Raw genomic sequence first — 24,561 nt, forward strand, 5'->3', positions numbered from 1 at the left:
AACGTATTGTATTATGACAAAAGTATCAGAAATAAAATATAAAGAAGTGGGTAACTTATATGGAGCAAGGAACTGGATAGAGTATGGATTAAAGCAAATAAAGAATGAACTGGGGTGGGCAGATTTTAGAATAATGGACTATTCCAGAATAGAAAAATGGCGGGAAATAGTGATGAGCGTATATTTAATGGTAAGTCTTCAGATAGAAAATTTGCCTCCGCATGATAACTCCTTAAACAAATCAAAAAAATGGATGGAAAAACATACTTAACAACATGAAATTAATAATTCAGCCATTATGTTACTTTAATTTATTAAAGCCGTGGATGACGGTGATTTATACACCTCAGTTATTGAGAAACTTCCATTGCTTATTTGACAAATTGAAGAAGGCAGTAATGGCTTTAGGAGACCTTATTATTGCTCCAATTATTTTACCTTCCCACCTACACTGATAGAAGAGCGATAGGTTTTCGACAGGCTTATTTGGTGGCTTTTTTGAATTTGGGATTCTTCCCCAGGTGAGCCATGGGGATTCTAATTCGCCCTGGCTGTTTATGGTGATAGTAGAATCGGCCCTCGGCATTCCCTAACATGTAAACTTTTTCCACTAACCATCTGTTGCTCCTAACAAACAACAAAAGGGGAGCGGAAAAACCGACCCCCTTGAAGATAGTTACTATTTTTTGCCAGTTTGATGACAATTAATTTGCCTGCAGTCGGTGAAAGGATAAATTTTATCCTTCCAGCCCAGACGAATTATTCAGGGACAGTGGCACCGGAGACAGCACTACCAAAGGAATCAGTTTCCTTAACAAAGCCAGTGTAAGCTTCCATGCCATGCTCGCCGATGTCCAAACCGATCATTTCTTCTTCGCCGGACACCCGGATGCCCATAGTTTGCTTGAGGATAGCCCAAACAACGAAGCTGAAGATAGCGGTGAAAGCACCGATCGCCAGAATACCAACGATTTGAATGATTAACTGGTTGATGCCGCCGCCGTAAAACAAGCCCTTCTCCATGTTGAAGAAGCCCACTGCCAGGGTTCCCCAAACACCGTTGACCAAGTGAACAGAAATGGCACCCACGGGGTCATCAATTTTAATTTTGTCGAAGAAGGCAACGGAGTAGACCACCAAAATTCCAGCGATACCACCAATGATGACAGACCCCCAGTAGGATACTCCAGCACAACCAGCGGTAATACCCACCAGTCCAGCCAGTACACCGTTGATTACCATGGTCAAATCAGGCTTACCATCTTTGAGCCAGGAGGTAAAAGTAGCGGTGAGACCACCAGCAGAGGCAGCAAGGTTAGTGGTAACGGCAATGTAGGCACAGGCTTGATCGGCGGCTAATTGGGAACCGGGGTTAAAACCGAACCAGCCGATCCAGAGAATTAGACAACCAAGCATGGCAAAACCCATGTTGTGGCCGGGGATAGCGCCGGGTCGGCCATCAACAAATTTACCTAAGCGGGGACCGAGAAGGAAAGCTCCAGCCAAAGCAGCCCAACCACCAACGGAGTGAACCACAGTGGAACCGGCAAAGTCCATAAAGCCCATGGTGTAAAGCCAGCCGCCGGCATCCCAAACCCAGTGACCAGTGATGGGATAGGCAATACCAACCAACAGAACACTGAAGATCAAAAACTCATTAAACTTGATCCGCTCAGCTACAGCACCGGAAACAATGGTGGCGGCGGTAGCAGAGAACGCAACCTGGAACAAGAAGAATACTGCTACGGGCAATCCTTCTGGAAATGGGCTTAATCCATAGTTGGTGTGGTCGCCGCTCAGGAAAAATCCCCCGAAACCGACGAAGGGATTGCCACTGCTGCCGAACATCAAGGAAAAACCGATCGCCCAGTAAGCTATGGTGGCCAAGGCGAAAACGATCAGGTTTTTGGTCAGGATGTTAACGGCATTTTTTTGCCGGCAAAGGCCGGTTTCCAACATCCCGAAACCAGCGTTCATGAAGATAACCAGAATGGCGGCTATCAAAATCCAGATGGCATTAAGGGTTCCCTGGAGAGTGGCAACATTTTCGTTAACGGTTTCAACGGTGATGTTGACAATTTCTGTGTCTTGGGCGATCGCCGCGGCGTTCCAGATTGCCACAATCAGGGCTGTTAAGGGAACACAGGCCAACCAGGGAGAATTAATTTTACGGCGTACAAAGCGAAAAAGGGATGACTTTTCTGCCTCCGTACGCGAGGAATGTGTCCGATTAACAGGACTCCTCTCACCCACATTTAGTTTAGACAATATCGAATTAGACATTTTGTACTTTAATCTACATTGTTCTACGAAAGTCCGCCCCCACCCATTTCTCCCAAATTATTAAGCCAGCTCTGTGATAGTGCCCTGCCATAGATTTGGTCGAAGAATAGAAGAAACTAGACTTTTTCGGACATCAAACCATTAGAGTATTCAATTTTTACATGATTGTTTTCTGTATGATTTACTACTTTTCAAATGGAAAATTCGGTGTAAACCTGTGAACTTTAGTGGCTCCCCTGCTTTTACCCATGGGGTTAATCGTCTTTTTGTACTATCAGCCCCTTGGTGTCTGGATTTCTTTCAACAAAGTACGGATTAGATCGCCAATTTCTCTCCAGGCTTTGATTGCTACTAAATTGGGGGGGAATAGCTGTCCAGATAGGCCAACGGCGATCGCTCCGGCCGCTAGGAAAGCTTGGGCATTTGCCAAAGTTACCCCTCCGGTGGGAATAAGGGGAATTTGGCCGAGGGGACCTTGGAGAGCTTGAATGTAGTCCACTCCTCCCAAGGTTTTAATGGGAAAAACTTTGACGGCGGTGGCTCCCCTCTGCCAGGCTTGGACAATCTCCGTAGGGGAAAAGGCACCGGGAATAATGGGGATGCCATGGGCCACGGCGCTGGTAATTAATTCTGGCTCACTGTGGGGGGTAAAGCAAAATTGGGCTCCACTGGCAACGGCCTGGAGCAAATCCTCCTGAGAGAGGACTGTACCCGTACCAATGGCACAATGGGGAAATTGATGACGCAGGTGAGCAATGGTTTCCCCCGGCTGGTCACTGTTCCAGGTAATTTCCACTAGCCCCATGCCTGCTTCGATGGCCACCTTAGCCAATTGCAGACTTAGGTCGATGGAATCAGTGCGAATAACGGCGATCGCCCGGTGCTGTCGCAACATTTTTAACCATGGCGATCGGAGGGCGGAGATAGCTGACTCCTGGGGGCAACCAAAATCATCAATGATGGACAAATTCCAAACTTCCTACATTCAACACTGTTCCAGATTACCGCTCCACCATGGCCCTTTCTCCCCTCTCCCGCTTTCAAGCTTCCTTACTCCTGGCCTTGGGGGGAAAAGACTGGGATGAAAACCATCAGAATCAAGCTAATTGCCTCCGATGGGGCCAACCCTGGCAGTACATATTATCCGAGCCTTACCAAACTCCTTTGCCGGAAAGATTTTGGCAAAATGCTTTGTCCCAACAGCCAGCCTTAACTACGGCAGAGTTAGTTAATTGGTTAATTGTTTTAGCTCTTTACCATTACGAAAATCCCTTCGGCTTTAGGCAGGATCTATCCCACTGGTTCCATCTTTGTCAGAATCATTGCCCTGCATGGGTCGGTGGTGACCAGGCCGAGCCCGCCTTATTACTATGGCAAAGACTACTGACCCTTATCCTGTCGGAAAGATTTGCCATTCACCAGTTGCCAGCCCTACTGAGAGCACCAGCGCAATGGTGGCCAGTTACTCCGGCCCCGGCATTTTCCCCAGAGTTACGCCAGGGCCTAACGGCGATCGCCGCATGTTTAGAAAATTATGTTTCCCCCAGAACCACGGGCCAAACTGCCGATCCCTGGATCCATATGGTTAGCACCGCCATTTATCTCTGGGGTCAAAACCCCGCTCAACCCCGGTTAATTCTTCGCCAACTAGGAATGGCAGAACAATCTGCATCAAAGGCGATCGCCCTTTCACCCCCGAGGAAAAATCAAGTGAATCACCCTGGCCAGAATCCTTATCCGGGGATTTTGTCCCCCTTAACCCTCGCCCTCGTGGGAGCTTATAATGGTATGCAGATTAGCCAACAAGCTCTAATAACAGACCATCGCTCCACAGTGCGCGCCAACTTTTTGCCCTTAGGACAACAACTTTGGCGGAGATGGTCCGGTCGTCTTAGTGTTGGTTCCGGCCAGGAAAACCCCGCCTTGGCTGTAGCTCCCCCGTTGGGAATGCAACGTCGATCTAGTTTAAAATTGGTCTCTCAACAGGAATATGCACAGATCCTCCCCACCCATGGCAATTAACTGGACAGCCCAACATTTTCCAGCCGTTGCCCACCCATTGGTGCTATGAAAGCAATTTTTGCCCTCCGCCAAGCAGTGGCGTCCCAACTAAAAAAGTCCACTGCCTCTAGCCATCCTCTCCCCAGGACCACGGCCTCCACTTCCCAAGATGAAACCATTTGGCAAAAAATCCACCGCTCCAGGTTTGTACGCATTGCCCACCCACCAGTGATGTTGGGTATTACAGTGGTGTCCCTCACCGGGGTAGTGGGTTACCGTTTCTATAACCAGCCCCAGCTCAGCGTTGGCACCGAATCTCCCTACACCATTTACGCCCCGGAAGATGGCAGTTTTGTGGACGAAAGAACCACAGAGGAAAAGCGGAAGGAAGTGCGGGCCGGTACCATTCCCCGCCTACAAAGGGATAACGAGTTAACCGCCCAACTCAAACAAGAAAGAAGTCAATATCTGGATGCCATCAACCAGCTCCGCTACCTAGCCGGTACCTTTCCCTACATAGACACCAAGATTTTTACCCTGGAGCAGCAACATTTACTCCGTAGTCTGGGGCCAGGGGAATGGCAACAATTGGAAGATTATATTAGCTATGGCCAGCCACTGCCCATGGCTTCACCCCAGTTGGCCAAACTGCAACAGTTATTTGATCAACAAAAAGCCACCACTTCCCCTGAGACCATGGCGGGCTTACTCACCAGCATCAGGACCGCCCAGGATAGATATGGTCGGGTGACGGCTCGCTTGGCGGAGGTTAAGGCCGATCGCCAGATTACCAATAACCAGATCGGGGCATTGAAGTTAGACGGGCCCACCTGGCAAACTACCCAACAGACCATTATCCAAGTCCATGACCGCATTCTCACCCAGGGCCTACCGGCGGGCATCACTGCTCCTCTGTTGGGGGAAACGGTACAACTCCATTTGCGCAACATTTTGCCCCCCCAGGCCCACCAAGTGGCGGAGAATAGCTTAAATAATTTACTCAAGGATAAATATAATCTGACTGTTGACAAGGAAGCCACCAAAAACTTGGCGGAAAAAGCGGTACTGGCCATGGAAAACGTCAAAGTATCCGCCGAGAAAAACAGTGTGATTGTGCGGGCGGGGGAAGTCATTACCCAAGAGCAATTTGTTTTGTTGGACGGTTATGGCCTGAGTCAGCGCCAGGTGAACTGGCAAGGCCTGTTGCGGACAGCGGGGTTGGTGGGGGGCGCTTTAATTATTTTCTGTGGAGTAAGTCGGCGTATCCATCGGCCCCTACGGCGGCGGGACCATATTCTCCTCTGTTTGCTCAGCGTTAGCACTCCAGTCTTATTTTTGCTTGACCCGGTCTATAACAACCTGCCGGCCATCAGTTTGCTCACCAGTAGCTTTTATGGCCCCACCCTGGCCATCACCCAAGTGGTATTGGTGGGGGGATTGTCCGCCTTTGCCATGGAATCCATTGTTTGGGAATACTTATTGGGCAGTGCAGCGGCGGCCTTGCTAGCGGGTATGATTGCCAGTAAGCTCCGTTCTCGGGATGAGTTGGCCCTGTTGGGGGTAGGGGTAGGGGCCACCCAGGGCATAGTTTATTTATTCACATATTTAATTGTTAACGCCTCAGCGGTCACAATTATTTGGTACACTGCTCTGCCCAGTGCCATTGTCTATGGCCTACTCGGTTTGGCTTGGAGTGCCATGGCGATCGGGGTTTCCCCTTACCTAGAAAGATTGTTCGACGTGGTGACCCCCACCAGGTTGGTGGAATTGAGCAATCCCAACTGCCCCCTGCTACAAAGGTTGGCCAAAGAAGCCCCTGGTACTTTCCAGCACACCCTATTTGTGGCCTGTTTAGCTGAATCGGCGGCCAGGGAATTGCGCTGTAACGTTGAACTGGTGAGAACCGGAACTTTGTACCATGACATTGGCAAAATGCACGACCCCTTAGGATTCATTGAAAATCAGATGGGGGGCCCTAATAAACACGATGAAATCAATGATCCCTACGTCAGTGTGGACATTATCAAAAAACACGTTTCCGAAGGGTTGGTGATGGCCCGACGTTACGGTTTACCGCAGGTGGTGCGGGACTTTATTCCTGAACATCAGGGACAAATGTTGATTTCCTATTTTTATATCCAAGCCAAGGAAGCGGCGGAAAGGGCGGGGGAACCGCCAGTTAATGAAGAGGAATTCCGTTACACCGGTCCCATTCCCCAGTCTCGGGAAACCGGCATTGTGATGCTGGCGGACAGTTGTGAGGCGGCGTTGCGTTCCCTCAGAGAAGCCAATCCAGAAACCGCCATGGCCATGGTTAACCGTATTTTTAAGGCCCGCTGGCGAGATAACCAATTGCAGGATAGTGGCTTGAAATACGAAGAATTGCCCATTATTGCCGATGTTTTCGTACGGGTGTGGCAACAGTTCCATCACCAACGGATTGCCTACCCCAAGGCGGCCTTAGATGTGCAGGTAACTAGTCCTTCCACCACCAGATTTTAGGCGGAACTCAAGTTGGGAAAGCCCTAGGATATCTGTATTAATGCTCTGATGGCGCAGAGGGCGGTTGGAGAGTGGTTTTGCTGACCATGCGGGTCTTTTTGCGATCGCCTTCGGATAAATCTTCCCCGGATTGAAGTCTGGTGGCATTGGTTTGCAAAATAGTAGCGCCATTTTTATCGCCCATTTGTAGGGCGGTTTTGGCGGCGGTTTGCAGCATGGTGGCCGCCCCTTGGCGATCGCCGGCTTTGAGCTTAGTTTCAGCGATTTGGGTCTGACGATATTTAGCCAGGGTGAGAATGGATTCCTGCACTTGGACATCGGTGCTGGGTTGGTACTGGGTTTGCACCTGAATGGTCAAGGGTAACGGGTCGGACAGCAGATTGGTTTGCCCAGAAGCAGGGTCATCGTAACGAATTTGCACTTGGCCAATGACGTGTTGCCCCGGCAGTAATTGGTCTAGGTAAAGGTTGAGCAGTAAGACCCTTTCTTGGTCGGTCATCAAATCTCCTAGACGCACTTCCTCAATTGCTCCCTGGTTTTGCACGGTTAAATCCATGGTTTCCGGCGATACCTGGGCCACGGGCTTGACGATGGCAAGATGGGCTTGGGGCGCTAATTCCAGCAGGAGATGGGCGTTGGTTAACCCGACATTGCTCATGCGTTGGAACAGTTGGCGAAAGGTATGCAACGCTTCGCTGGGATTTTCGATATAACTCAAACTGCCCTGGGCCGAAGCGGCGATCGCCTCCAGCACATCCTGATTCCAATGGTCGCCAAAACCAAGGGTATGAACCGTGAGCTTATAGTCCGATGCCACCGTGCCAAGTTTCAGGCAACGGTCATTATCCCCATGCTCATTTTCCCCATCGGTGAGCAGAAAAATATGGGAAACCCGGTCTTCCTTACCTTTAGCCGCTTCCTGAATGCCCAGTTTCAACCCCTCATCAATGGCGGTGCCCCCTTCCGCTTTTAACCTTTCAATGGCTTTGGCGATCGCCGCCCCGTTCCGCACCTGTTGATTTTCAATGACAATTTTGGCCCGGTGGTCGAAGGCAATGACCGAAAGGCGATCATCTTCCTCCAGGCGATCGATCAACCCCAAGGCCGCACTTTTAACCGTTTCTAAAGGCTGACCATCCATAGAGCCACTGTGGTCCAATACTAAGCACAAATTCAAAGGCAACCGGCGATCATGGTCATCCGCTTTGGCCGCCACGGCTATCCGCAACTGCCGCTGACTGGTAGGGGCCCCAGCATCCAAATTTTGGTCACTTAAAAGCAAGGAAAGGTCGATACGCATGGGGAGCAACTCAAACTTTTTCCTTTAGCTTACTCCAAGATTTTTGCCCCTGGGATTTTCCACCGATGAGCAAACCGCCAATCTAATCATCCATTTGCCATGGTTCCCGCAGGTTGTTGGCATCGAAAATCTTCTTCGGTCGGAGCACCAACACCACCTGGGCTAAAATCTCCCTTTCTGGCTCTGTTTCGCACCATTGAATTGCTACTGTTTCTCCTTGGTTGAGCAGAAAATAACTGCCATCATTCCAAATTTTTTTGCTGCGATCCACCACCACCAAAACCTGTTCATCCTTACGGGCTAGGGATTCCGACACTTGCCCTGCCGGACAAAAAATCGCCACCGGATCTTCCGCGGTCAAAATTGCTTGCCACTGGGGCACCGGCACCACCGCCCCTTCCCCTTGGTAACTAACTAAACCAAAAGGTTCCACCTGTTCTAAAGACTGCACTGCCTGCACCGCCTGGGGCTGGAGGGGAAAAGTCCCCGCCACTGGAATGAGTCGGGCCGCTTCCTGGTCTTCTTCGAGGCGAAACACCGGCACTAAGGGAGCTTTCCGGCTAGGCTGGGCGGTTAAATCAGTCAGTAATTTTTCGATCGCCTGACGGGCGTTGGGGGAATGGGCGAATTTTAATCCTTTGACAATTAAACGGGTTCTTTCCGGCAAATTCTTTTTCTGCCGGGCTAATTTCCAACATTGATAGGCCAATGCGTCCCCAGGATGGTCGGTAAAACCTTCTGGCAGTTGGGACAGGTAACCAAATTCCTGAAATGCCTTAGCCAATTCCTTCGCTTCATCGGCAGCCAAATTCTTCTGCTGGGCCTCCACTGCGGCGATCGCCCGTTGTTGATGGTTGAGGATGCGTAGTTCGTACAGCACGTCACTTTTGGGACCCCGATAATAGGATAGTACCGTTTCATCGATGCCTTGCTTGACCAGACTTTCATACACTTGACTAGCCACAATCACCAAATTTTGTTGCACTTTTTGGAAGCCGGACTGCTCAAAAATTTCTTCAGCACCGTAACCTGCCTTCTGTAATTGCTGACATTTTTTACCCCAATCTACCCAAGTGCCCTCTTTATGCAACAGGGAACGGATCAGTTCAGCGGCTTCGGCGGCGCTCACAGTAGGGTTGGATTCAGGGGAATGGGTCATCGTTGGCTAAAAATCTAGGCAATTAAACTACTCTACTTTCATTATCCTGCGTACCAGTAACGTTAAATCTATACATAAAACTTAACATTCTGCTGGCATCGCTATGGAAACCCTGACCGTAGCCGAGGTGAAATCTCCCCAGCTCTAAAAATAAACTTATAATTTACAAGTTTTTATAGTCTTTTTGAGTTACTATGATTTCGAAACTTATGAATGATTATGCGAATTAGCCCGGGATGTGGATTTGGCAGGATTTTTCCTTCAGCTTCTCTGGTAAGTTACAAAGAACTATTTTTGATGCTAACAATAGCCTCAATCACCTAGCCCTGACACCCAATTAGTACAATGTCTGATTCGTCTCTGAAACAAGCCCTATTGAATCTTCCACCAATGGCCTATGAGGCTGACATAGTAGGGCGTCTGGTTATTCCCGAAATGATGGCTAAGTGGAACTTTTCCTATTCAGATGGCGAAATCGTACAACAATATAAAGTTGGAAATGGCTTACAATTCGTTGATGTTGCAGGTAGAAAAAATTACGGCGATGATATCTTTTCCCACACACTGAATGGGGCAGAAATAATTGTTGAAATTAAACGTAACACAATAGACTTAAGTTCAGATAGTAAGAACTATCTGGCGGCGGTTGCCCAATTGAAAAGATATTTGGACCCCAGCGCAGCTAATTGCGAAAAAGTAAAGTGGGGAGTAATCACGAACGGGAAGCATATTCAGCTTTTTCGTCGCCACGGTAGAACGGTTTATCCTTTCACAACTAACATTGAGTTAACCCCAGATAATATCGATGAAGCAGTTGGTCTAATTGGTAAATATATGGAAAGTGACCACCGAGCTTTAAAGATTGCTTTATACAATAATAAGGGCGGGGTCGGAAAAACTACAACAGCTATTAATTTAGCGGCAACTCTTTGCATTCCTAAGCCTGAAGGTTATGCAAAAAGGGTTTTATTAGTTGATTTTGATCCAAATCAAAAAGATTTGACTGATTTACTCAAAATAAAACCAAGCAGAATAAGATTGTCTCAATATCTTGAAGACGTTAAGAACAATAAATCCAACAAGCAAGGTATTATTTCCAAATATGAAATTAAACTAAAAAACTCGAAAGTTTATAACTGCTTTGATGTTATTCCCGCTGATGAAAGTTTTTTGGGTAAATCTTCCCATGAATTGATGAAAGTTAAAAAAGGTAGTTTACGGGAAACCCTTTCTCAATTTGCCGATGATTACGATTATATTCTGATTGATGCTCCACCGGGGGATAATTACTTTACCCAAGAGGCAATTACTGCCGCTGATGTCATTTTAATGCCTTCAAAACATAACAGTATTAGCTCTTTTAAAAATGCCGCAATGGCCATGAAACAAATTTTGCCCCAACTAGGTAGTGAAAGAAGGGCATTTAATCCGGAATTAGCAGATCCAACACCATTACCAATCTTTTTCAATGGTGAAAATATAACGGATGCATCAAGGAAACAAGCTGAACAGGCAATTCAGGAAATAATTGAAACAGTTAAATTGGAAGACCAAATTGATTTAACCAGTTTTTTCTTCCCTAAGTTAACAGATGCCCAAGAAGATAAAGCAATTTTTACAATTCCTAATTATGCCTATATTTCATCTATAGCATTTTCCTATCGTCCGGCTGTGTTTACCAGCAAAGTTGCTCGTGGTCATTACAAACTATTAATCGAGGAATACTTTATCTAATGAAACAAGAAATTGGCGCTCTACTGCATCTTCACGTTGACGAAATTGAACCACTCTTTGCAACAAAATCACATCAGTTTTTAGTCGCCAAAGCAGCTGAATCAATTAATCTTTGTGGTGGAAGAAATTGGATTCCTTTAGTTGTTAAACAAACGGGAGAAAGTAGTTTTGTCGCTGTTGCTAATATCTTCACTTTGGCGGCAGTAAGACAAGCAGGGCTTACAAAAATTTGGTGTATCGTTGCCGATGATGATCAGTTTGTACAACAATCTTCCCAACTTTTAAGCAAGGAAATTGTGCCCAAAGTAAACTTAACAACGGCAACTAGAGATGAAATTAAACTTGCCCTTGACTATTTAATTAATCGTTCGGTTAATCCTTTATCTGGAGTAAAAGTTGCTACTTCACTGGATAAAATATCTAATGCTGAACGTAAATATTGGCAAGAAAGTCTCAAGGATGTTGTTGCTCTTAAATGTGGTATAACCAATGGCAAAAAATTAGATATATTCAAGGAAATTTTCTATGTTACTCCTGAACCTCGTCTAATTTCTGATGATGATTTGGGGAAATCAGGGAATGACTTGAAAAAATTAAGTGTGACTGGACTCAGAAAAATTGCTAAAGAGAGAGGACACTCCGGTTATTCCAAGATGAAAAAAGCTGAACTGCTAATTTTATTAGCTGATACTGAGGAATCATAGCTGACTAATAGATTATAAGGCAATTTTACTATCCATATTCTTGGGAGTAACTCTCAGCTTATTCTAGTACTTGGAGTTGTGATTGATCACGGTGCATCAACTCCACTAAACCCGACCAAACCATAAAGTCTGCTTCATCGTTCAAAATTCCGCGGAAAAATTGCTCATAGAATAACTCCGACGACATTTGATATTTTTTTTCAAACTCATCTAGTTCAATTCTCAAATTCAAAATCCCCCGTTGCAGTTCTTGAATCTGGTAATTAATAACACTTTGGGCGAATCTTTCATTATCAATGCCACTGCTGAGAATAGTCTTAAGTTTTTGTTCCGTATCTGGTTGTAACGAGAGTTTTATGTCTAGCATATTTCTTTAATTGTTAGAGGTTAATTTGATATTTTAAGTCGTTAAATTGCGATATTTTGCCAATATTGCCAGGCAGCATAGCTGAGGGTGACAACCCCCGTTAAAATTGCTGCTTCATCGGCTTCAAAGCGAGGATGGTGCAAAGGATGATTCATCTGGCGATCGCCAAAACCAGTACCTAAACGAAACATAGCTCCAGGGGCGTGTTCTAGGTATAGAGCAAAATCTTCTGCCCCTAGGGATGGTTCAGGAATAATTTGCAGGGCTGATTCTCCCCAGGCTTCCCGCACTGCATTTTCTAACAACTTATTTAACTGGGCATCGTTCTGTACCGAAGGTACTCCCCGACGGTAATTGACTTCATATTTCGCCCCATAGGTTTGGCAAACGTTGGCCACAATCCCCTCAATCCATTGGGGCAGTTGGGCATGGGTTTCGGGATGGAGAGATCGCACTGTGCCGGCCATGCGGACTTGGTCGGCAATCACGTTGGGAGCCCGGCCACCGCTAATTTGCCCCAGGGAAAGCACCATGGGCCGGAGGGGATTTTGGGTGCGACTGATGGCTTGTTGCAAAGCAGTAATTACTTGGGCCGCAATCCAAATGGCGTCGATCGCTTCGTGGGGCCTAGCACCATGCCCCGATTCCCCTTGGATAAAAATTTCCAGATCATCCGCCGCCGCTGTCAACGCACCGTAACGAATGCCCACCTGCTGGGCCGGAATAGAAGGAAAAACATGAACGCCTAAAATATGGCTGACCCCCTTCATGGCCCCATCTTGGATCATCCAACTGGCCCCCTGGGCAATTTCCTCCGCTGGTTGAAATAAAAAGCGCACATCCCCCGGTAACCTATGCCCCATTTGGGACAACACCATGGCCGTACCCAAACCCAAAGTGGTGTGGATATCGTGGCCACAGGCGTGCATCACCCCCGGATGGCGGGAAGCAAAGGGCAAACTCACCATTTCTTCGATGGGTAACGCATCCATATCGGTACGGATGGCCAACAGCCGCGGATCGTCTCCTTTGCCGGACAACTGCCCCACCACCCCCGTTTTCCCGATCGCCTCTTCGACATGGAGGCCACAGGAGGACAACACCCCCGCCACATAGGCCGCCGTTTGATATTCTTGGCCGCTCAACTCGGGATGGGCATGGAGATGGCGACGGATTTCCACCAGCCGGGGCAATAGGGTTTGGGCTAAATTTTTTAGCTCCACCAGGGCAGCATCGGTGTGTTGGGAAGCAGAGGATAGCAAAGTGGCAAAGGGAAAATGTTAGTGGTGCTTTTTAGTGTAGAACACGGCATTGGGGGAAGTTAACCAAGGTCGTCGTTTCCCATGGAGTTCCTCCCCGCAGTGAGTAAATAAATCGGATTGAGGGGATCAAAGCGGGTCAGTTCGGCAAATTTAACGCTCTGGCTAATTTGCACCTGTTGCACTTTCACCTGCCATTGTTGTTGTTTAAACCAGCCCAGGGCTAAGCTCAAATGCTCCAAACTGGCGATCGCCATCACCACCAAACCATTTATCGCTAAACGTTCCCCGCAAGTCTGCAAAATAGAGGTTAATTGCCCACCGTTACCACCAATGAAAACTCGGTTAGGAGTAGGTAAATTGGCTAAAACTTCCGGGGCAGAGCCGGCCACTACCTCGACGTTTTGCAGTTGAAATCGTTGGCAATTTTGTTCGATTAACCGTTGACCAGCGCTAGTTTTTTCAATGGCAAAAACTTTTCCCTGGGGACACAACCGGGCACCCTCGATCGCCACTGACCCGGTACCGGCCCCAATGTCCCAAATAATTTGTCGGGGTTGCAAGGATAAAGCGGCTAAAATTTGCACCCGGATAGGCTGTTTGGTAATCATGCCAGGGCGATCGTCAAAGCTAGCAAAGTGATGATCGGCGATGCCCAAAATGGGTAACTGATCCAGATCAATTAGGGGATTTTCTGGCTTTTGTTTAACTAGCACCACTACATTGAGGGGGGAAAAATCCGTTGCGGTTAGGGATGCTAAAGATGGCAAATCAAAGGCTTGAATCTGTTCATTTGTTGCCGCTAAGTTTTCACAAACCCAAGCTTGGTAAGTGGTGGTCAACCCCAAAGATAAACATAAATTGGCGATCGCCCCTGGATGATTTTGCCCATCGGTGAGAATGGCTAATTTTTTTGCTCCTTTTTGCAGGGCTTGTATGAGCAACTCGTTGGATCTTCCGTGGGCACTGATGATGGTGGCATCCTGCCAGGGCATTTTTAAACGATTAAAGGCTAGCTGAATGGAACTCAAATGGGGATGAAATTTTAATTGTTCCGGGGAAAATTTTTCCAGTAATAACCGTCCCAAGCCAAAGTACAGGGGATCACCGGAAGCTAAAACAACAATAGTTTCGTGTGACTTTAAAGTCTGATGAAACTGCTTGATTTTCTTTAAATCTGCTGAAAAATCCTTGATGACTAAACTTTTTTTGCCGTACTGCGGGAAGTAACTCAAATGGCGATCGCCGCCGGCCAATATTTTTGCTTGGGCAATTAATTCTAGTGTTGAACTAGTTAACCCTTCGGCACCATTCAGGCCAATGCCCACCACATGGATCATTTAATTAAATTTCCTCACTAAAAATCGGCCAAGCTTAAATTTTAGAAGGCATTGTAAGTAAATCTCTTCCAAACAAAATAACAATTATTTCCCCCCTTTCAAAGGGGGATGAGGGGGGATAAAACTAATCACGCCATAGGGGTTAATTCCGCTAATTCTTCCTTGCGGGAAGCCCGTAACTGACCACAGGCCGCATCCGCTTGCACTCCCCGGGAATAGCGCACACTGACCGCAATGCGATGGTCACTCAAAACCTGGGCAAACTGATTGATTTGGGCTTCCGTAGGACGCTGATAATCCACCTCGGAAATGGGATTGTAGGGAATTAAATTGACATGGGTTTGGAAACCCCGCAACTTTTGGGCCAATTCTTCCGCATGGACTGGTTGGTCATTGACTCCCGCCAGCAGCACATACTCAAACGTCACCCGTCGCCCCGTAGTTTCCACATAGGCTCGACAGTCCGCCAACAATTGCTCCAGGGGATAGTGCCGGGCACTGGGAATTAACGATTGTCGCAAAGTTTGATTGGGAGCATGGAGACTAACCGCAAAAGTAACCTGCAAATGGCGATCGGCTAGTTGGCGAATTTTCCCCGGCAACCCCACTGTGGAAATGGTCAACGCCCGCTGGCCAATGCCCACCACTTGATTAAGACATTCCACCGCCTTCACCACCTGGGGCAAATTTAACAGCGGTTCCCCCATGCCCATGAAAACCACATTGCTCACCCGTTCATGGAATTCCTCCTGTACGGTCAGCACTTGGTCAACAATTTCATGACTTTCTAAATTGCGGATGAACCCTCCTTTGCCCGTGGCGCAGAAATTGCAATCCATGGCACAGCCAACCTGGGAGGAAACGCACACCGTTAAACGCTTACTGCTGGGAATGCCCACCGTTTCAATAATCAACCCATCTGCCAAACGAAGCAGGTATTTCCTTGTGTGATCCGGGGCCACCGCACAGTGGTCAATGACCGATCGCCCGATGGGGTAATGGACATTTTTTTCCCGCCATACCTTCGGCAAATCTGTCATGGCAGTCAGGGAACGGGCCCCTTTTTGATACAACCATTGGTGAATTTGCTTACCCCGATAGGCCGGTTGGCCAGTGGTTTGCACCCAGTCAGTTAATTCCGGCAGGGAAAGGGATAGTAGAGGAGCGGGGGAAGGGGCCATGGCGATAAGCAAAAAGAAGCATCCATGGCCAGTGTAAGTCAGATTTCCCGGCCACTACAAAAAAATCCTGGCCAAATTGTTGACATAAAAATCTTTCTTTGGCATATTGATAAAAGTCTGAAATTTGCGGGTATAGCTCAGTGGTAGAGCGCAACCTTGCCAAGGTTGATGTCGCGCGTTCGAATCGCGTTACCCGCTTATTAAAAATTTTCCCCAATCTGCGGAGCAAAGTGAATCATGGCAATGGTTAGTTTTGCCTGGCAGTTTCTCAAGCAGAAAGTGTTTTTTTGGTTGCACAAAAGTCAGGAGAGTGACCATTCTCCCGAGACCTTGGCGCCATTGCCAGACACCTTGGAAGCAAAACTTCTCCAATCCATTAACTCCCTCGTTACCCCCACCGCCTACATCAAGGCCATTCATTCCGCCCTAGAAGATAGCCTCCAGGCCTGGCAAAAAAACCTAGAAGCCCCCAATAGCCTGGTGATTCTGGCCAATCCCGTCGAGCCGATCGCCAAAATTTTGCAGGATAGCTTAAACAGTTGGGATAATGACCTGGAGGTAAAGGTGGTGACCCCCCTGGGGGATTTTCGTCGCCCTTCTGATCCTTTGACCATAACAGCCCAATTGCGCCATGCCCTAGAAGCCCAGGGAGGCATTGAGTTTGACGGCCAGGGAGTGGACTTAATCCAGGATGTGGAATGTTTGGAACAGCGCACCACAGTGGTGGTGATTCCTTCCTTAGAACAATGCTTTCTGCGTTGTATCAGCGGTTGGGACGGCATTGGTTTTTTGCGGGAAATTACTGTGCAGAATCCTCAATACTTCTGGTTGATTGGTTGTAATTCCTGGGCCTGGGACTTTTTGGATTTTGTCAGCCAAATTAGCGCTTATTTTGATGACGTGCGTCCTCTGCCAACCTTAACGGGGGAAATGCTCCGCAGTTGGTTAATCCCCCTCACAGGGCAATGGGGCACTATTAAGCCAGAAGGCGATCTTGCCAACTTAATTAGTGTTAATTCATCTAATTCATCTTCATCAGATGCCCAGGCAGAGGTCGAACTTTATTGGCAAAACCTTGCGAACTGCTCCCAGGGGATCGGTTCCATTGCGGCTAAGCTTTGGTTACGGAGTCTGCGGATCAAAAAGCAAGTGATGGAAAGGGAAAACCCAGCTCAATCGGTGCTCAATACCAAAGAAAATGAGGACCAAATCTGCCCCTTGTTCCAGGTCAATCCCGCCCAGCCGAGCTTACCGTCCTTCACCAACCTAGATTTGTATTTGCTCCACTCCTTGATGATCCACGGCCGCATTAGTCCAGCGCACTTGGCCCTGAGCTTAGGGGAACCGGAAAGTCAAATCCAAGCTAGGGTACAGCGGCTCCTACGGGAAGATATTTTGGTACGTCGTTGGGGGGATTTAATTATTTGCCCCACCTACTATCAACAACTGCAAAGTGAATTGGCCAATAATAATTTCTTTGTGGGGGGAAGATGATGTTAGATACCACATTTTTGTCAGATTTTTTTACTCTGAATAGAAATACTTTTGCCCATTATTTGCCGGTAATCCATTTAACTAATGCGGGGGAATTTGGGCTTCAGCATTTGTCCTCCCTGCCCTTGGCTCAGTTGACCCCCCCGGATCAAATTCCCAAAAGTTTGCTGACGGATTTGACTATCCGAAAAATTATTCGGGCCGTAATTGCTGTGGCGATCGCCTATGGGTTGATGGCGGTAATTCAAAAGGTCACTAACTGGATTTCGGAGCGGGTACCCCGGCGGTTTCGGCTGTTGGTCAAACAATCTTTACCGTTTTGCAAAGCATTAATTTTACTATTTACCATTTCCTATTTATTAAACCTATTTTTTAATTTATCGGAAGGTAATTTATTGGCTTTGACTGGTACCATTGCGGTGGCCCTAGGTTTTGCGTTTAAAGATTACATTAGCTCCATTATTGCCGGGGTGGTGGCCCTGTTTGAAGCGCCCTATCGGGTAGGAGATCGGATTCAAATTGGAGATCATTACGGTGAAGTGACGGGCTATGGACTGCGGGGTATTTGCCTCCAAACTCCGGACGATAATAATGTCACCATTCCCCATAACAAAACCTGGACAGAACCGATTTCCAATGCCAATGGCGGTAATTTAGAAGCCCAGGTGGCCACCAGCTTTTACTTCGATCACAGCGTTGATGTGGAACAGGTTATCCGTATTTTGTACCAGGCCGCCTACAGCAGTCGCTACACCCAACTCAGCATTCCCATTGTGGTGGTGATGAAGGAACACATCTGGGGCACCGAATTTAAGCTCCGTTCCTATCCCATGGACGCCCGAGATGAATTTGCCTACCAAACGGATTTAATCCGTCGGGCTAAACGAGCCTTTGGCCAACAGGGTTTGCCCTATCCCAGACTAAAACTGGGGCGGGATGAGTCAGACACCTGAGTGGGTGGGCTTTTTCAGATCGGATTGTAAGCTTTAGTGACACTAAGCAAAAATACTCGGTTGTAAAATTAGCGTTGGTCGAAATTTAGTTGCTTGAGCAGAAATGGCCAAGCGGCCTGGTTACGGCCCGGTTCCCTGGCACTGACCTCAAAGGTTTTGCCCCCAGCTTCCGCCCATTGCAAACTGTCCACACATAACTTGGCGATCGCCCAGCGACTAACTTGGCCCCGCAGATTATCCCCCTGGGCAAATTGCATCATTTCTGGATTTTCTGACTCCGTTAAAGCACAGGGCCGAACGATGGTGTAGGTCAAACCACTGCCCCGGATGGCATCTTCCCCCCGTAATTTCCAAGTCAAAATGCCTCCCAATTGGTCATTGAGACGCACCGCCGGTGGTTCTTCGTCCAAATTCAACCCTGGGCGATCGGGACGGGTTACTCCAGCCGAACTGACGTGGATGAACTGGGGCGTGAGGGGATTGGCATAGGTTTTGATGGACTCAATTTCCAGACCAAATATACCCGGGGAAAAGCTGGGATTTAGCCCACCGTCGTACTCAAATTTGCTATGCATCAACTGGAAGGCGGACACCTGGGCAGAATTGAATGGGCCCTTTTCTGGCACGGTTTTCGCCCGAAAGACGGGAATTAATTGTTGGAAGGGAATACAAACTGTTTGGGGACGATTGTTGAAAGTATCGAAGGAGTAACAGTAGCTCAGCCCATCCCAGTCGTTTTGGCTACGGATAATGAATTTGTAGCGCTTGCCGTCCCCTTGGATGCGGAGTTGAATGCCCTCAGCGTAGGAAAGATCCAACGCCGGTTCAAAATTTGGCGATCGCACCGAGGCAAAGCCCCCATTATTAGCGGTGGAAACTTCTCCGGTGAATAAAGCCCGATCGCCGGTCAGTTGCCATTGGCTAGCGCTGACACCCCCCATCACCCCATCGTCAACGGAATACCAAGCTAAACGGGGAGAATCAGTCTGACGAAAGTCGATCAGGGTGTTTTCCTTGGGCTGAATATGTTCTTTGACCACCGCCAGCAGGTTTTTGATGCCTTCATACTCCACTTGCTCCGGTACGTCCACCACTTCCGGCAGGTAAAACTTGAGCCCTTGGTAATACTTTTCCCGTTGGGGCGTATCCCCTTCCACTGGTTGAACTTTGGTGCCACTACAACAAATCACCGCCGTTACCCTGGCCATCAATGCTGGAGTTAAACTTTCTCGAATAGTTAAATCACCGCCAAAAAATTCCAGGCGATCGGGTAGCCTACCCCCAAACCAAGCTTGAAAAAGTTTTTTGGCCCTGGGCACATCCCGCACCAACACCCGCACCTCTTGGCCTCCGTCAATGAGCAATTTAACTACCCTTTTGCCCACGCCGCCGGTGGCGCCCACAACTAAAATCACAGTATTTTTCCCTTGGTTGACAGCACTGTTTCTAATCTAATCTTCCTAGGGTCTTTGCGCTAGGCAACCCAGTTTAGCTAGCAGTACGGTGGGAATTTCCTCAGGCCGTGGCCAAAGATTTTCAGAAAGAGCATTTAAGTATTGAAGTTTATTAGGACTATTTGTTAAGCCTAATGGCGCCTAAAATTTTTAGTTAACTACCTTTTTTGCACCAGTCGGTCTAACTTTTCTTGCACGGCCAACTTGATCAAAGACCGCAGTAAAAAGAGGCCAAATAGTCCCGCTAAGCCGAAACCCACCACAGCAAAACGAGCATAGACCGTGGATAGCAAGACCGTTGCTGATAGTAAAGTAAAGCCCGTTAAACAGGCAAAAATGAGACTTTTTAGGGCCAAGTGGATTTTCCGCAACAGGCGATCGCCTTCCGGGGAGCGGGTGGCAAACTGGAGCTCGCCCCGTTCTAATTTGGCGGCCAATTCCTGGAGAAATTGTTGGTTACGGGATGGTCTGTTCAATTGGTCGAGGGCAAATTGTTTAACCTGTTGCAGCAGCGCCATGGCTAGGGAACGTTTAGGTTGGGCAACGGTGATGCTTTGGATGAAGGGCTGACTGGCGGCGATTAAATTATAGCGGGGGTCCAAGGCCCGGGCGATGCCATCCAGAGTAGAAATGGATTTTAAAATAAAGGTCATTTGGGGCGGTAGGCGGAAGGGTTGTTGTTGGAACATGGCATAGACCTCTTCCCCCACTTGGTCAAAGGCTTTAATATCAATCGGTTTATCGCGAAAGTTATCCAGCAAAAAATTAATAATTCTTTTGATGGGACTTAGATCTCCTTTCGGTTCCACTAGGCCCATATAAATTAAAGCCTCTAACACCTGGTTGGTGTCCTTTCTCAGTACAGCAAAAAAAGTTTGTACCATTTGATCTTTGGCAATGATTTTCACCTCCGCCATGGTGCCAAAATCATAAAAAATCAAGTCCCCCTGGCTATCCACCGCCATATTGCCTGGATGGGGATCGGACTGGAAAAAACCATCAACTAGTAACTGTTTTAAATAGGCGCAAATACCGGTTTGAATCACCAAATCTAAATTAATGCCAGCGGTTTCCAAGGCTTGGCGATCGTCCACTTTAATGCCCGGTAAATATTCCAGTGTTAAAACCATGCGGGTGGTGTATTGCCAATAAATTTCTGGCACCCTAACCCTGGGATAATCAGCAAAGTTTTGACGGAATCTTTCTGCATTTTTGCCTTCGTGAATGTAATCAATTTCCAAAAAAAGCAGGGAGAAAAATTCTTGATAAATGGCTTCAATTTCATATTTTTGGGCCAGTCGACGGAATCCGGGTAACCATCGTTTGGCTAACCGCAATGTTTGATGTAAAAGCTCAAAATCTAGATTTAATAAACTATCCAATCCTGGTCTTTGTACTTTCACCACCACCGCTTCCCCCGTGGGCAACACCGCCCGATGCACCTGGCCTAAACTGGCCGATGCCAGGGGAGTAACTTCAAATTGTTGAAAAATCTCATCGATCGCCCCGTGCAATTCCTGTTCGATAACGGCGATCGCCTGACGGGAATCAAAGGGAGGGACCCGGTCCTGGAGTTGGGTAAAAGCTTCGATATATTCCGCCGGAATGATATCTGCCCTGGTGGAAAGGGACTGACCGATCTTGATAAAAGTAGGGCCCAAATAGAGTAACTGTTGCACCAACCATTGGGCTCGACGATAGCGCCGTTGGGCAGAGCGGGGGGCCGTGAGCCGGTCCCACGACAAAAAGAACACAAATAACAGAAAAACCCTAGTGACCGCCAGTTGTCTGCGCCACGGCCTACGGGACAAACCCGACCAACTGAGGGGTCGATCCGCCATCGGTTGCGAAATGAGCATCATCAACGGAGGAAAAATTATTCAGTCGCCCCAGACTCCGGAATCATTAAGGTAAAAGTTATTACGGTCTGGCCTGGCTGGCAGGAGGGCTTTCCCACAACGCTGATTTTACCATTGAGTTGCTCAATTAAAGTGCGGACAATGGTTAGCCCCAACCCCACCCCGGCGATCGCCGAGTCAATCACCCATTGCTCCCGATAAAAAGGATCAAATAAATGTTGGAGATTGTTGTCATCCACGGCCACAGTCTGATTACTAAAAGTGCATTTAATATTTTTTTTAACTTGCATTGAGATTTGCTCACATTGTTCTAAGGTGACCACAATGGAACTATCGGCCACGGCAAACTTTTGTGCATTAGTTAACAGTTCTTGGAAAATTTGCCGCAAGTATTTATCATCAGCGGCCACCGAATTAATCCCATGGTCGTAATGAAATTGTATTCTGTGATTGTCTTCCTGCAAGGGAAAGCAGTGGTCAATCACTTCCTTTAGCAAAATAGTTATATTTAAGTCATAGATTTGTAGTTGATTAACCTCTTGTTTTAGTTGCTTTAATTGTAAAATTTTGCTGTTAATATCATTGAGTTTATCCCACGCTTGATCAATAATTACCAATCTTTGTTCTAGCTTTTCTGGGGTGGGGGGAGTGGCGCGCAAAGTTGCAACTACCATGCGGATGGTGGCCAGGGGGTTGCGGGTCTGATCACTCATGATGGTGATAATATTGTTAATTAATTTCTCATTCCATTGTTTTTGTTGTTCTAATTGTCGACGACTAGCTTCATACCAGATTTTTAAAATTGGGCTGTCTTCAAAAAAATTGCGGGAAGAATGAAGGGAGCTGATGGGATCAAGTTCAGTAAGATTTACGGAATGTAATTCTTCTAATAATCCATCATTAGGGAGATTAGTTCCTAATAGTAGTTGATTGATAATTCCCAAATCATTTTGGAGTTTTTGTAGAGGGAATTGTTGTTGTTTGGACATTGTTTTATCCGTGGCTGGGCAACTATACACCGTTAGAATTAGCCCATTTTCTTTGCCTTGGAAAAACGTTTTGATCCCCTCCACCCTAGGGCAAGATAAATGAAAAAATTCTTGCCACAATGGCCATTCCGTTGCGGTCAACGTTAATCCTTCCCCATTGGCGATCGCCTCCATAATCTGGGGAGAGCAATGCTGCCAAAAGTCTTCGCTGGGCCAACGGCCATGCTTGCCGGCCAAGGACCAAAACCACGGCTGGGCCTGGCCCACCACCCACACCACCACCTCCGACTGTAGGGCCAGGGCTAATTTCTGAGCTAGCAAAACAGGCACCGGTTCGTTCCCTGGAGGAAGACAAACGAGATCAATGAGGGATTTGCCAAGGGACGCATAGTGGATTGCCATTCGTATCAATCAACAATTGGATAACTTTCACGCACCAGCTAACTCCCCAGGATATGGGTAAAAATTGGCTTCTGACCCCAGTATAATTCCCTAAATAGAAGGAACAATTGTGGTATGTTGAGGGGCAACGGTAATAGGTCAAGGTAGGGGAAACGGGTGTCCACACCAAAGATTTTGGCAGTAGTTAACGGCAAGGGCGGCGTTGGCAAAACCACAACCGCAGTTAACCTGGCCGCAATTTTAGCGGAAAAGCGATCGGTACTTTTGGTGGATGCGGACCCCCAGGGCTCTGCCAGTTGGTGGGTGGAACGCAGTGGAGACAAAATGGGTTTCCATCTCAGCCAAGAAAATAATCCCCAGGCATTGAAGGACTTGCCCCAGGTGGATGACTACCAAATTATTGTCGTGGACACACCTCCGGCCCTCCGTTCCGAGGCATTAAGGACGGTCATTGGTCTAGCTGATTATCTAGTATTGCCGACGCCCCCGGCCCCCATGGATTTGACGGCGTTGATCGACACAGTAAAAACCGCTGTTAATCCCCTAAGGGTGGCCCATCGGGTGCTGTTGACCAAGGTGGACTCCCGCAGTCTGAATGAAACCCTCGAAGCTCAAAATACCCTCCTGGAACTGGGGATTCCTGCCTACCATGCCTTTGTGCGGAGCTATAAAGCCCATGAGCGGTCTGTGTTGGATGGTATGGCCATTACCCAATGGAAAGGCAAAAACGCGAAGGAGGCCCAATCGGATTATCGACGGGTGGCGGATGAACTTTTGCGAGAATTACTCTAGGTTCTGGGCTGTGTTGGTCGAAATTTACCGAGTCTATTTTCCCAACCTAAACCCAGAGTTTGATCATTGACTCTTAACACCTATAAATATTTATAGATTTTCCCTTTAACTATGGCCAGAAAAAGCTTATCGGATCTGCTCAAACAAGAAGTTAAAGCCCAGTCCCAACCAGAGTTAGATGCTGGTATTTCCCCTGATCTCGAGCCAACTCCAGAGGCTTCTGTGCCTGAACCTACAGCAGATTTGGCCGAGCTTCAAGCCCAGTTGAACAGCATTAAAGCGGCGCTGCAAGCGGAAAAAAATCAAGGGGAAAAGCTAAAAGAGCAGTTACAACAGGAAAAGAAGGCTCAGGAAAAGGTTAAACAACTAGAACAAAGTTTAAAACAAGAACAGGCCAGGGTGAAAGAGCTCCAGAACGAAGTTCAATTGGTGGAGAAACTACAAACGGAACTGAAGGAAGAAAAAAATTTGGTGGGCAAACTGTATAGCAAAATTCAAGATTTGGAAGAGGATTTAGCTCCCCAAGTCAGCGCGGCCCTTACCACCCTCCCCAGGGCCATGCCTGTCCGTTACGTCGCTCCCAAACAACCTCCCACCAATTTGAGCGATGAAGACATTGGTTGGTTCGATTAATTTGACCAAGAGGTGAAATCCTATCTTTTCCATTACCCTACTACGGGCGATCGCCAAAATGGCCCTGGACAATGAAAATTTCCCTTGCCATGGGCTAGGATCGATTGCCATGGGGTCGCCGTGGTTCAGTTAACCACCTGACATCAATGGCAAAG

19 protein-coding genes, 1 tRNA gene and 1 pseudogene are annotated in these 24,561 nt (G+C 47.6%); 10 read left to right on the forward strand and 11 right to left on the reverse strand.

Annotated elements, in window-relative coordinates; all coding sequences use genetic code 11:
* Positions 1-271, forward strand: a pseudogene (locus H6G46_RS16925) (IS701 family transposase); the annotation flags it as partial.
* Between the two features lie 488 nt (positions 272-759).
* Here the strand turns inward: H6G46_RS16925 and H6G46_RS16930 are convergent.
* Both H6G46_RS16930 and H6G46_RS16935 read right to left on the reverse strand, forming a co-directional pair.
* On the reverse strand, positions 760-2,283 hold the full coding sequence (locus tag H6G46_RS16930) for an ammonium transporter (protein ID WP_010873859.1): 1,524 nt from the start codon (positions 2,281-2,283) through the stop codon (positions 760-762).
* Between the two features lie 274 nt (positions 2,284-2,557).
* Positions 2,558-3,250 (reverse strand): bifunctional 4-hydroxy-2-oxoglutarate aldolase/2-dehydro-3-deoxy-phosphogluconate aldolase, encoded by a 693-nt coding sequence (locus H6G46_RS16935; protein ID WP_020862025.1) that lies wholly within the window; start codon positions 3,248-3,250, stop codon positions 2,558-2,560.
* A gap of 47 nt (positions 3,251-3,297) precedes the next feature.
* Here H6G46_RS16935 and H6G46_RS16940 point away from each other — a divergent pair, with 47 nt between their 5' ends.
* A complete protein-coding gene (locus H6G46_RS16940) occupies positions 3,298-4,305 on the forward strand; it encodes a hypothetical protein (protein WP_010873861.1) in 1,008 nt (335 codons plus the stop codon).
* Positions 4,306-4,350: 45 nt separating this feature from the next.
* On the forward strand, positions 4,351-6,786 hold the full coding sequence (locus H6G46_RS16945; protein WP_010873862.1) for an HD family phosphohydrolase: 2,436 nt from the start codon (positions 4,351-4,353) through the stop codon (positions 6,784-6,786).
* Between the two features lie 37 nt (positions 6,787-6,823).
* On the opposite strand, the gene H6G46_RS16950 is transcribed toward H6G46_RS16945, so the two are convergent.
* Both H6G46_RS16950 and H6G46_RS16955 read right to left on the reverse strand, forming a co-directional pair.
* Complete coding sequence (locus H6G46_RS16950; protein WP_010873863.1) at positions 6,824-8,086, reverse strand: VWA domain-containing protein; 1,263 nt, start codon at positions 8,084-8,086, stop codon at positions 6,824-6,826.
* Between the two features lie 82 nt (positions 8,087-8,168).
* Positions 8,169-9,245, reverse strand: a complete 1,077-nt coding sequence (locus tag H6G46_RS16955) for a RuBisCO accumulation factor 1 (RefSeq protein WP_010873864.1) — start codon at positions 9,243-9,245, stop codon at positions 8,169-8,171.
* Positions 9,246-9,590: 345 nt separating this feature from the next.
* On the opposite strand from H6G46_RS16955, the gene H6G46_RS16960 reads away from it, so the two are divergent.
* Positions 9,591-10,979, forward strand: coding sequence for a ParA family protein (locus H6G46_RS16960; protein ID WP_010873865.1), 1,389 nt, complete (start codon positions 9,591-9,593; stop codon positions 10,977-10,979).
* Positions 10,979-11,683, forward strand: coding sequence for a Rho termination factor N-terminal domain-containing protein (locus H6G46_RS16965; protein ID WP_010873866.1), 705 nt, complete (start codon positions 10,979-10,981; stop codon positions 11,681-11,683). Before H6G46_RS16960 ends, H6G46_RS16965 begins: the two co-directional genes overlap by 1 nt.
* Positions 11,684-11,741: 58 nt before the next feature.
* Here H6G46_RS16965 and H6G46_RS16970 read toward each other — a convergent pair whose 3' ends face one another.
* The 4 genes from H6G46_RS16970 to rlmN all read right to left on the reverse strand — a co-directional run bounded on the left by H6G46_RS16970 (position 11,742) and on the right by rlmN (position 15,830).
* Positions 11,742-12,050, reverse strand: a complete 309-nt coding sequence (locus H6G46_RS16970; protein ID WP_010873867.1) for a hypothetical protein — start codon at positions 12,048-12,050, stop codon at positions 11,742-11,744.
* A gap of 41 nt (positions 12,051-12,091) precedes the next feature.
* Positions 12,092-13,273 carry a M20 family metallopeptidase gene (locus tag H6G46_RS16975; protein ID WP_010873868.1) on the reverse strand — a complete coding sequence of 394 codons (1,182 nt, stop codon included), beginning with the start codon at positions 13,271-13,273 and terminating at the stop codon, positions 12,092-12,094.
* Between the two features lie 98 nt (positions 13,274-13,371).
* On the reverse strand, positions 13,372-14,649 hold the full coding sequence (locus H6G46_RS16980) for a bifunctional cobalt-precorrin-7 (C(5))-methyltransferase/cobalt-precorrin-6B (C(15))-methyltransferase (RefSeq protein ID WP_010873869.1): 1,278 nt from the start codon (positions 14,647-14,649) through the stop codon (positions 13,372-13,374).
* Positions 14,650-14,777: 128 nt separating this feature from the next.
* Positions 14,778-15,830 (reverse strand): 23S rRNA (adenine(2503)-C(2))-methyltransferase RlmN, encoded by a 1,053-nt coding sequence (rlmN, locus tag H6G46_RS16985; protein ID WP_010873870.1) that lies wholly within the window; start codon positions 15,828-15,830, stop codon positions 14,778-14,780.
* A 126-nt stretch (positions 15,831-15,956) separates the two neighbouring features.
* On the opposite strand from rlmN, the gene H6G46_RS16990 reads away from it, so the two are divergent.
* From H6G46_RS16990 to H6G46_RS17000, 3 genes are all read left to right on the forward strand, one after another.
* Positions 15,957-16,028, forward strand: a tRNA-Gly gene (locus tag H6G46_RS16990).
* A 45-nt stretch (positions 16,029-16,073) separates the two neighbouring features.
* Entirely contained in the window at positions 16,074-17,324 is a 1,251-nt protein-coding gene (locus tag H6G46_RS16995) for an AsnC family protein (RefSeq protein WP_223211298.1), read from the forward strand.
* Positions 17,321-18,277: a mechanosensitive ion channel family protein gene (locus H6G46_RS17000; protein WP_010873872.1), complete on the forward strand. Its 957-nt coding sequence runs from the start codon at positions 17,321-17,323 to the stop codon at positions 18,275-18,277. Before H6G46_RS16995 ends, H6G46_RS17000 begins: the two co-directional genes overlap by 4 nt.
* 68 nt (positions 18,278-18,345) lie before the next feature.
* Here H6G46_RS17000 and H6G46_RS18545 read toward each other — a convergent pair whose 3' ends face one another.
* The 3 genes from H6G46_RS18545 to H6G46_RS17015 form a co-directional block, all read right to left on the reverse strand.
* The gene (locus H6G46_RS18545; protein ID WP_010873873.1) at positions 18,346-19,692 is read right to left on the reverse strand and encodes a CIA30 family protein; all 1,347 of its coding nucleotides are present in this window, start codon (positions 19,690-19,692) and stop codon (positions 18,346-18,348) included.
* A 197-nt stretch (positions 19,693-19,889) separates the two neighbouring features.
* Entirely contained in the window at positions 19,890-21,593 is a 1,704-nt protein-coding gene (locus tag H6G46_RS17010; RefSeq protein WP_010873874.1) for an AarF/ABC1/UbiB kinase family protein, read from the reverse strand.
* A 14-nt stretch (positions 21,594-21,607) separates the two neighbouring features.
* Positions 21,608-22,981 carry a HAMP domain-containing sensor histidine kinase gene (locus tag H6G46_RS17015; RefSeq protein ID WP_010873875.1) on the reverse strand — a complete coding sequence of 458 codons (1,374 nt, stop codon included), beginning with the start codon at positions 22,979-22,981 and terminating at the stop codon, positions 21,608-21,610.
* Positions 22,982-23,137: 156 nt separating this feature from the next.
* Here H6G46_RS17015 and H6G46_RS17020 point away from each other — a divergent pair, with 156 nt between their 5' ends.
* Together H6G46_RS17020 and H6G46_RS17025 are read left to right on the forward strand one after the other, a co-directional pair.
* The gene (locus tag H6G46_RS17020; protein ID WP_010873876.1) at positions 23,138-23,773 is read left to right on the forward strand and encodes a ParA family protein; all 636 of its coding nucleotides are present in this window, start codon (positions 23,138-23,140) and stop codon (positions 23,771-23,773) included.
* Positions 23,774-23,884: 111 nt separating this feature from the next.
* Positions 23,885-24,406, forward strand: coding sequence for a hypothetical protein (locus tag H6G46_RS17025; RefSeq protein ID WP_010873877.1), 522 nt, complete (start codon positions 23,885-23,887; stop codon positions 24,404-24,406).
* Positions 24,407-24,561 lie beyond the last annotated feature (155 nt).

The organism is Synechocystis sp. FACHB-908, assembly GCF_014698595.1.
Taxonomy (GTDB): Bacteria; Cyanobacteriota; Cyanobacteriia; order Cyanobacteriales; family Microcystaceae; genus Synechocystis.